Consider the following 6,849-nt stretch of genomic DNA (forward strand, 5'->3'; position numbering starts at 1 on the left):
CGGCCGGGGGGGGGGCGCGGGGCCCCCCCCCCCCGCCCGCCGCCCCCGCCCCCCCCCCCCCCCCCCCCCCCCCCCCCCCCCCCCCCCCGGAGCATCAGCGCGGTGGCGCTAGATCAGGGCGGCGGCCTGGTCGACCGCTCGCTTGCCCGACTCGATCGCCCCGTCGACGAAGCCGTTCCAGCCGCTGGCGGTGTCACCGCTGGCGAAGGCGATCCGGCCGTAGCCGCGCTGGATCGCGGGCAGCTGCCGGAACAGCTGGTTCGGCTTCCGCAGGGCCCAGCCCCCCAGGGCGTAGGGGTCGCTGTGCCAGCGGTGGGCGGCGACCTTCACCACATCGACCTTGGCCGGGGAGATCTTGGCGATCCCCTCCTTGATCGCGGCGATGTTGTTGGGGTCGAACGCCGGGTTGTCGCTGAAGGCGATCATGAGATGACCGTCGGACAGCGCGCTGTGCGGGCTGATCGAGGCGATGTAGTTGAGCCCCTCGCCGCCCTGCGCGTAGAACGGGCCCGCGTCGCTGCGGACGTGGAGCCACAGCTTGCTGACGTTCGGTACGCCGATGCCTTCGCGCGTCGCGTCGGCGTGCACCTGGGGAAGGCCGGGCGCGAACCTGATGTTCTTCCACACGTTCGCGGGGACCGCCACGACGACGACCGGCGCGGTGTACGTCCTCCCCGACCTGGTCACGACGCTGACGCTCTTGCCGTTGTCCGACACGGCGGCGACCGGGGCGTTGAGGACGAGCGTGGCCTTCGCGTCGGCCAGCATGGCCTTGGCCAGGCCGAGCATGCCGGACTGACCCCGCTGGCCGGTGAGCTGACCCCATCCGGCCGCGTCGCCGCCGCCCAGGGCCCACCACTGGGCCAGGGCGGTCAGACCGCCGTACGAGGCGAATCCGCCCGAGTACCCGCCGCCGGCGGACAGCGCCCACGCCTTGTCCAGAGCCGAGAGACCGGTCAGCTGGTTCACGCGGTCGGCGAGCGACAGCTTGTCCAGCGGACGCAGCGCGCTCTCCGTCTCCAGCGGGTTGAGCGGGTTGGCGAAGTACTGGGCGGAGCCGTCGAACATCATCGCGTACAGCTCGCTGACCCTGCCGAACGCCTCGGCCGGGTCGACCTTGAGCGGACCGTTCGGAGAGTTGAACCAGGTGTTCGCGAGGGCCAGTCCGTCGCCGTCCGCGACGAGCGGGATGCCGTAGCGCTTGAGCTCCGCCATGACGAGCTGCTGGCCCGGGTGGAACCACGCGCCGCCGAGCTCGATCTGCTTGCCGGCGAACGTCTCCGTGCGGGTCCGCCCGCCTATTCGGCCGCTCGCTTCGAGGACGAGGGGGTTGAGGCCTCGGGCCCTGAGCTCGCGGGCGGCGGTGATACCGGCGAAGCCGGCCCCGATGACGATGGCGTTGTGCCCCGGGGTGACTTCCGCCTCGGTCCTCTGGTCGAGGGCGTACGCGTTGCTGCCGGCGGCGGCGATGCTTCCGATCGCCAGTGCGGCGCCGGCCCCCTTGAGGAGGGTACGGCGCTGCATGCCCTGGGCTCCGGCGTCGCGGAATCTGTCAGTATTCATGATGCCTTTTCGACGTGTACGTGGACGTGGTTGACGCCGGCGTGGACGTCGGGGGCTGCCCACACCGGTGGAACGGGTGCGGCTTACAGGAACGGCGTCTCGGGGTCGAGACCGAACAGCACGCGGCCCTGCACCTCGAGGTTGGTCTGCAGGGCGAGCAGGCCGTGCAGCGAGAACCCCTGGGAGTCCCTGAAGAACCGCTGGATGGGGACGCTGCGCTGGATCGCCGATGCCCCGCTCGCGGTGTACAGCTCCTCGATCGCCTCCTTCGCCAGCTGGATGGCGTAGGAGGTCTGGCCGCGGACGACCGCCTTCTCCTCGTGCGTCAGCAGCTCTCCGGTGTCGGCGCGCTCCTGCATGAGACGCAGCCAGGCGGCCGCCATCTCGCGGGAGGCCGTGATCTTGTTCGCCGCCTGGGCGACCTGGACCTGGGCCACCGGGTGCTGCCGCTGGTCCGTGTAGGACGTGTAGGCGATGGGCTTGTTGGGGACCCGCTCCAGGAAGAGCTCGTAGGCTCCCTGGGCCATGCCGATGAAGGTGGCCGCGCACTCCGCCATCACCAGGCTGATCAGGCCGTAGTTGCGGCCGGTGGCGCCGGCGTTGTGACGGTCGGGGTTGCCGCCGTAGAGCGCCTCGCCCAGGCTCACGACGCGGTGGGCGGGAACGAAGACGTCCTTCGCCGTGGAGGTGGAGCTGCCGGTGCCGGCCGCCGCCGAGGTGTTCCAGTCGTCGGCGATGGTGAACTCCGCCATGGGGACGGCGGCGACGACCTCCTCGTGCCCGCCGTCAGGCGTCTCCAGGATGGCCGCGGCCAGGTTCCAGTCGGCTCCCCGGCAGCCGGAGTTGAAGCGCCAGTTGCCGTTGAGGAGGAAGCCGCCCTCGGTCGGGGTCAGGCTCCCGGTCGGCGTGAATCCGCCGGAGATGCGGACGGAGTCGCTGGTGTAGATCTCCTCCTGCGCCTGGTCCGACGCCAGGCCCGCGATCCAGCCGTTCGACACCCAGACCATGGCCACCCAGCCGGTCGAAGGACATCCCCTGGCGATCTCGGCGAGGACCTTGCACTTGTCCTCCAGGGACAGGTCCAGGCCTCCGAAGCGGCGAGGGGTCGCGATCCTGAAGACCCCGGCCTTCTGCAGCAGTTCTATGTTCTCGTCCGGGATCCAACGGCGGTCCTCGGCCTCGTTTCCGTTCTCCCGCAGCCGGGGAACAATGCTCCTGACCGAGTCCAGTATTTCTTCTACACCGCTGTTCGTCATGGGATTCCACTCCTCGAATGCCGCGTTTCGCCGCCCGAGCCCCGGCCGTCCGCACGGAACCACGAAGGCTCCTCCTGGGAACACGAAGGCTCGCCTGAACATCCTGGCCGAAACGTGGTCACCACCCGGTAACCCCTGGGATTCTCAGAGAATGTGGTCTCCTGTTGCCGGACGATTTACGGGAGCACAGCAGAAAGGGGTTGTCTCCGCCGGCCACGGGTGGACCGGTGGAGACAACCCCTGTTCAGGGATTGCGCAGGAAAAACTACTGGGGGGTCAGCACGCCCTGCGAACCGCCGCCGTCCACGGTGAACTCGAGACCGGAGGTGAAGGTGGCGTCGGCGGCCAGGAACAGCGCGGCCTTGGTCACTTCCTCCATCGAGCCGTGGCGCTTCATCGGGGTGAGGATGTCACCGAGGGCCTGGAACTGGGCGCGCTCCTCCGGAGTGGCCTCCGGGATGCCCATCGACGGCGTGTGGATGAAGCCGGGGCTCACCGCGTTCACCCGGACGCCCTGGGCGACGAGCTCGGAGGCGGCCACCCGGACGAAGGCCCTGACCGCGGCCTTGGCGCCACCGTAGACACCCATGCCGGGCGCGCCCGTGGTGTTGGCGACGGAGGTGGTGATGGTGATGGAGCCGCCCGACTGGATCAGCGGGGCGAGGTGCTTCACCGCGAAGAAGACGCCCTTGGTGTTGACGGCGTACTGCCGGTCGAAGGTGTCCTCGGTGAACTTGTCGATCGTCTCCAGGATCGCGAGACCGGCGTTGAGGAAGACGTGGTCGATCTTTCCGAACTTCTCGGCCACGATCTTGGCCAGGGCCTCGATGTCGGAAACGCTGCCCGCGTCGGAGCGCACGATGTGCGCGTTTTCCTTGAGTTCGTCGCGGGCGGCCTCGATGTTCTTCTCATTGCGGCCGGTGACCAGCACCTCAGCGCCCTCGACGATGAGCGCCTTGGCGAAGTCAAGACCCATGCCGTGCGTACCACCGGTGATGACGACCTTCTTGCCTGCAAACCTGCTCACGCATACTCCCGTGTTGTTCAAATGTTTTTACCGGCATCGGACTTGCCCGCTCTTGAAAGGTAGTCACGCTTCCTGACGGGCCGCAAGTACGAACCAAAAGGTAAGTACCCGCGAGATGGAGCCACCGGTTCGGCTACCGGTTCTGTGACACCTGGTTCAGGATCGCGTCGGAAATCTCTTCCGGGGCCTGTTCCGGCTGCCAGTGCGAGACGCCCTTCAGCGTCACGAAACGGTAGGAGCCCGTGACGTGGTCGACGGTCCGCTCGGCTCCGTAACGGCTCACCGCGTCGTCGCCGTCGCTCCAGACATAGGTGGTGGGCACGGAGACGGAGGGGACGGTGGGGCCGTCCAGAAGGCCGCCGGCCCGGTACCAGTTGAGCGCCGAGTCGAGTGCGCGCGGCTGGGTGTGGAGCGCCACGTACTGCTCCACCCGCTGGGCGGGGATCTGCGCCCCGCCCTCGACGTAGAAGCCGCGCAGTTCCGCCGCACCGTCGGCCAGCAGCACCTCGGCCGTGTCGGCCGCCCTCAGGAAGTCCATGTATCCGGAGAGGGCCTTCTGGTCCGGGTCCTCACGGAGCGCCTCCCGGAAGGCCTCCGGGTGGGGGATCGAGACGGCCGTGAGGGTACGCACCCGCTCGGGGTGCTCGGCCGCCAGGGACCACGCGACCACGGCGCCCCAGTCATGGCCGACCACATGCGCCGATTCGATGCCGAGGGCGTCGAGCAGACCCAGGGCGTCGGCGACGAGGAGGGGCAGTCCATAGGCGTCCGCTCCGGTCGGGCGGGCGCCTGGGGAGTAGCCACGCTGATCCGGCGCGACGGTGCGCAGCCCGGCGTCGTTCAGTCGTGGTGAGACCTCGGACCACGCCTGACGGCTCTGCGGGAAGCCGTGCAGAAGCAGCACGGCCGGCCCCGAGTCCGGGCCCGAGACATCGACGTCGAAGAGGAGGTCGCCAACGGCGATCTGCATGAGAAATGACCTTCGGCTCATGAGGCGGAGCCTTCGTTTCCGCTTGGGGCAACGCTATGGCCGGCCTTCCACCCTCCGACCACTGGCGGGTAACCCGCCGTCCATTGCCCCCGGACGAAGGCCGGGGAGGGGTGTCGCTGTGCGCCGGACGTCGCCCGGCACGGTTCACAGAACGGGCCGGGAGTGCCGCAGCACCCGCAGCAGCGTGCCGGGGCGCAGCAGGGCGGTCGGCGGGTCGATGAGACCGAAGACCCGCAGGAACGCCTTCGCGACCGTCGCGTCACGCGTGGCGGCCCGCTGGACGAGACCGGTGTAGGCGTGCGCGATGCGCACCTGCAGCGTGCGCTCCCCGTCGACCCCGGGGAAGGAGAGGTCGTTGGTCTCCATGGTCTCCCACGGTCCGGCGACGACATCGCGGGCGTAGTCCTGGAAGTACGGGACGGGCCGGGGAGCGGCCCCCTTGCCCAGGTGCTCCCGCAGGGTGAGCGCGCCGAGCGCGGCGACGGTCATGCCTTGCGCGTACGTGGGGTTGAAACTGCACACGGCGTCGCCGGTGACGAGCAGTCCGTCGGGGAACCGGGTCAGGCGCTCGTAGTGCCGGCGCAGTGTGGCCGGATAGCGGTAGGTCTGGGGATCGTCGAGCGGCTCGGCGTCCTGGACCGCTTCGAAGATGTCAGGAACCGCGAGGGACTTGAGGAAGGCGTCGAAGCCGTCGGGGTCGGCCGGCGGGTGGTCGCCGAGGATTCCGTAGGCGGTCACCGTCATGCGCCCGTCCTCGATGAGCGTCAGGATCGCGCCGCGCGGCGAGCGGGACGAGGCGACCACCGCGATCGACGTCTCCTCGTTCGGCAGCGGAGTACGCGGCCGGTAGTGACGGGTCGCGTACCCCAGGCCGATCTTGGTTCGCGTCTCCTCGACTCGCGCGTAGCCGAACTCCTCCAGCCACACGGGGGTGCGCGAACCACGGCCCGTGGCGTCCACCACCAGGTCCGCGTCGAGGACGTGCTCGTCGTCGCCCTTCTGGACGCGGACACCGGTGACCCGTCGGTGGTCGGCCGTCGTGGTCAGACCGAGGATGTCGTACTGCTCGAGGAAGTCGACGTTCGGCAGTTCCTCCACCCGCGCCACCACGTGCCGTTCCAGGAACGGCCGGCTGGCCGCCACCGCACGCAGTCCGGCCCTGATCTGGAGGGGCCGCATGCCGTCCAGGAACCAGCGCGTGTTGAGCCCCACGTCGGACCGCACCGCCCCGTCGGTGACCAACTGGTCGCCGGTGCCGGGAAACAGCTCCTCGATGATCTGCAGCCCGCGGGCCTGCAGCGCATGGAGGTGCCGTCCCTGGGGAATGCTCCGTCGCACGCCCACCGCCTGGGTCGGCTCGTCCCGGTCCACCACGGTGACCTTGGTGTAGGAATCGGCCAGAACCCTTGCGGCGAAGAGCCCCGCCATACTTCCGCCCAGCACGACCGCGTGCTCTCCGACGGGCCGGCGCAATGTCGTCATCTCATTGATCCCTGCTATCCGTGAGGCCGAGTTCCACAAGGGTCACCGGCCCCGAAGGGCCGGAGCGGAGTTACTTCGACTCGCCGTACGGGTCGTCGATCGCATAGCGCCACTTTCCGTCCTCGCCGCGGCGCAGCACATCGAGGCCCACGCCCTCGCCGTTCTCCTTGGTGCCGTCGGGGTGGACGATCTCCATCGTCCAGTCGACGACGAGGAGGGCGGTGTCGGCCGTCACGTACGCGTGCCGGGTCGTGGCCGTCATGACAGGCTTCAGCTTGAGGAACTCCTCGACGTACTCCTCGCGCTCCCTGCCCGTCAGCGGCTTGCCCTTCTCCCAGGCGGCGACCGCCTCCGGGGTGTACATCGCGTTGACCGCGGCGGCGTCCCCGGAGTTGATGGCGCGCACATAGAGATCGGTGTGCTTCGTGGCGTCGTCGGTCAGCTCAATGTTTGCCATGATGCCGTCTGTCCCGCTTTCTCGGAGTTCCCCGGAGCGCTTTCCGAAACATCTATGGTGGTCCGGGGAAACG

The 6,849-nt window shown here is 69.2% G+C and carries 6 protein-coding genes; all 6 read right to left on the reverse strand.

The window, feature by feature from the left end:
* Positions 1 to 108: 108 nt before the first annotated feature.
* A complete protein-coding gene (locus ACGFYP_RS30585) occupies positions 109 to 1,563 on the reverse strand; it encodes an FAD-dependent oxidoreductase (RefSeq protein ID WP_393500408.1) in 1,455 nt (484 codons plus the stop codon).
* An 83-nt stretch (positions 1,564 to 1,646) separates the two neighbouring features.
* A complete protein-coding gene (locus tag ACGFYP_RS30590; RefSeq protein WP_361969453.1) occupies positions 1,647 to 2,819 on the reverse strand; it encodes an acyl-CoA dehydrogenase family protein in 1,173 nt (390 codons plus the stop codon).
* A gap of 265 nt (positions 2,820 to 3,084) precedes the next feature.
* Entirely contained in the window at positions 3,085 to 3,846 is a 762-nt protein-coding gene (locus tag ACGFYP_RS30595; RefSeq protein ID WP_393500412.1) for an SDR family oxidoreductase, read from the reverse strand.
* A gap of 133 nt (positions 3,847 to 3,979) precedes the next feature.
* Complete coding sequence (locus ACGFYP_RS30600; RefSeq protein WP_393500415.1) at positions 3,980 to 4,816, reverse strand: alpha/beta fold hydrolase; 837 nt, start codon at positions 4,814 to 4,816, stop codon at positions 3,980 to 3,982.
* Between the two features lie 165 nt (positions 4,817 to 4,981).
* Entirely contained in the window at positions 4,982 to 6,319 is a 1,338-nt protein-coding gene (locus ACGFYP_RS30605) for an FAD-dependent oxidoreductase (protein ID WP_393500418.1), read from the reverse strand.
* 70 nt (positions 6,320 to 6,389) lie between these two features.
* A complete protein-coding gene (locus ACGFYP_RS30610) occupies positions 6,390 to 6,776 on the reverse strand; it encodes an SgcJ/EcaC family oxidoreductase (RefSeq protein WP_361969445.1) in 387 nt (128 codons plus the stop codon).
* Between the last annotated feature and the right edge of the window lie 73 nt (positions 6,777 to 6,849).

This window comes from Streptomyces sp. NPDC048370, from assembly GCF_043200825.1.
In the GTDB taxonomy this organism is placed as follows: domain Bacteria; phylum Actinomycetota; class Actinomycetes; order Streptomycetales; family Streptomycetaceae; genus Streptomyces.